This window comes from Streptomyces sp. NPDC056600 (assembly GCF_042792855.1).
In the GTDB taxonomy this organism is placed as follows: domain Bacteria; phylum Actinomycetota; class Actinomycetes; order Streptomycetales; family Streptomycetaceae; genus Streptomyces.
In genome coordinates this window covers 1-1813 of record NZ_JBHTVQ010000131.1, presented here as the reverse complement: position 1 = coordinate 1813, position 1813 = coordinate 1, and the positions used below count along the sequence as shown (strand labels likewise).

Sequence of the window (1813 nt, the reverse complement as noted above, 5' to 3'; positions counted from 1 at the left end):
GAACTGCACAGTGGACGCGAGCATCTGTGGCCAAGTTATTAAGGGCGCACGGTGGATGCCTTGGCACTAGGAGCCGATGAAGGACGTTACTAACACCGATATGCTTCGGGGAGCTGTAAGTAAGCTTTGATCCGGAGATTTCCGAATGGGGAAACCCACCACTCGTAATGGAGTGGTATCCATATCTGAATACATAGGATATGAGAAGGCAGACCCGGGGAACTGAAACATCTAAGTACCCGGAGGAAGAGAAAGCAAATGCGATTTCCTGAGTAGCGGCGAGCGAAACGGAAGAAGCCCAAACCAAGAGGCTTGCCTCTTGGGGTTGTAGGACACTCTGTACGGAGTTACAAAGGAACGAGGTAGATGAAGAGGTCTGGAAAGGCCCGCCATAGGAGGTAACAGCCCTGTAGTCAAAACTTCGTTCTCTCCTGAGTGGATCCTGAGTACGGCGGAACACGTGAAATTCCGTCGGAATCCGGGAGGACCATCTCCCAAGGCTAAATACTCCCTAGTGACCGATAGTGAACCAGTACCGTGAGGGAAAGGTGAAAAGCACCCCGGAAGGGGAGTGAAAGAGATCCTGAAACCGTGTGCCTACAAGTAGTCAGAGCCCGTTAACGGGTGATGGCGTGCCTTTTGTAGAATGAACCGGCGAGTTACGATCCCGTGCAAGGTTAAGCAGAAGATGCGGAGCCGCAGCGAAAGCGAGTCTGAATAGGGCGAATGAGTACGTGGTCGTAGACCCGAAACCAGGTGATCTACCCATGTCCAGGGTGAAGTTCAGGTAACACTGAATGGAGGCCCGAACCCACGCACGTTGAAAAGTGCGGGGATGAGGTGTGGGTAGGGGAGAAATTCCAATCGAACCTGGAGATAGCTGGTTCTCTCCGAAATAGCTTTAGGGCTAGCCTCAAGGTAAGAGTCTTGGAGGTAGAGCACTGATTGGACTAGGGGCCCCTACCGGGTTACCGAATTCAGTCAAACTCCGAATGCCAATGACTTATCCTTGGGAGTCAGACTGCGAGTGATAAGATCCGTAGTCGAAAGGGAAACAGCCCAGACCGCCAGCTAAGGTCCCAAAGTATACGTTAAGTGGAAAAGGATGTGGAGTTGCTTAGACAACCAGGATGTTGGCTTAGAAGCAGCCACCATTTAAAGAGTGCGTAATAGCTCACTGGTCGAGTGACTCTGCGCCGAAAATGTACCGGGGCTAAACGTATCACCGAAGCTGCGGACTGTTCTTCGAACAGTGGTAGGAGAGCGTTCTAAGGGCTGTGAAGCCAGACCGGAAGGACTGGTGGAGCGCTTAGAAGTGAGAATGCCGGTATGAGTAGCGAAAGAGGGGTGAGAATCCCCTCCACCGAATGCCTAAGGTTTCCTGAGGAAGGCTCGTCCGCTCAGGGTTAGTCGGGACCTAAGCCGAGGCCGAAAGGCGTAGGCGATGGACAACAGGTTGATATTCCTGTACCACCTCTTCATCGTTTGAGCAATGGGGGGACGCAGAAGGATAGAAGAAGCGTGCGATTGGTTGTGCACGTCCAAGCAGTTAGGCTGATAAGTAGGCAAATCCGCTTATCGTGAAGGCTGAGCTGTGATGGGGAAGCTCCTTATGGAGCGAAGTCTTTGATTCCCCGCTGCCAAGAAAAGCTTCTAGCGAGATAAAAGGTGCCTGTACCGCAAACCGACACAGGTAGGCGAGGAGAGAATCCTAAGGTGTGCGAGAGAACTCTGGTTAAGGAACTCGGCAAAATGACCCCGTAACTTCGGGAGAAGGGGTGCTTTCTTAACGGAAAGCCGCAGTGAATAGGCC

Annotated in this window: 1 rRNA gene; it reads left to right on the top strand. The window is 52.3% G+C overall.

The features are described 5' to 3' along the window. Positions 1-28 precede the first annotated feature (28 nt). Positions 29-1813: ribosomal RNA gene (locus ACFRAV_RS31290) — 23S ribosomal RNA — on the top strand; the annotation flags it as partial.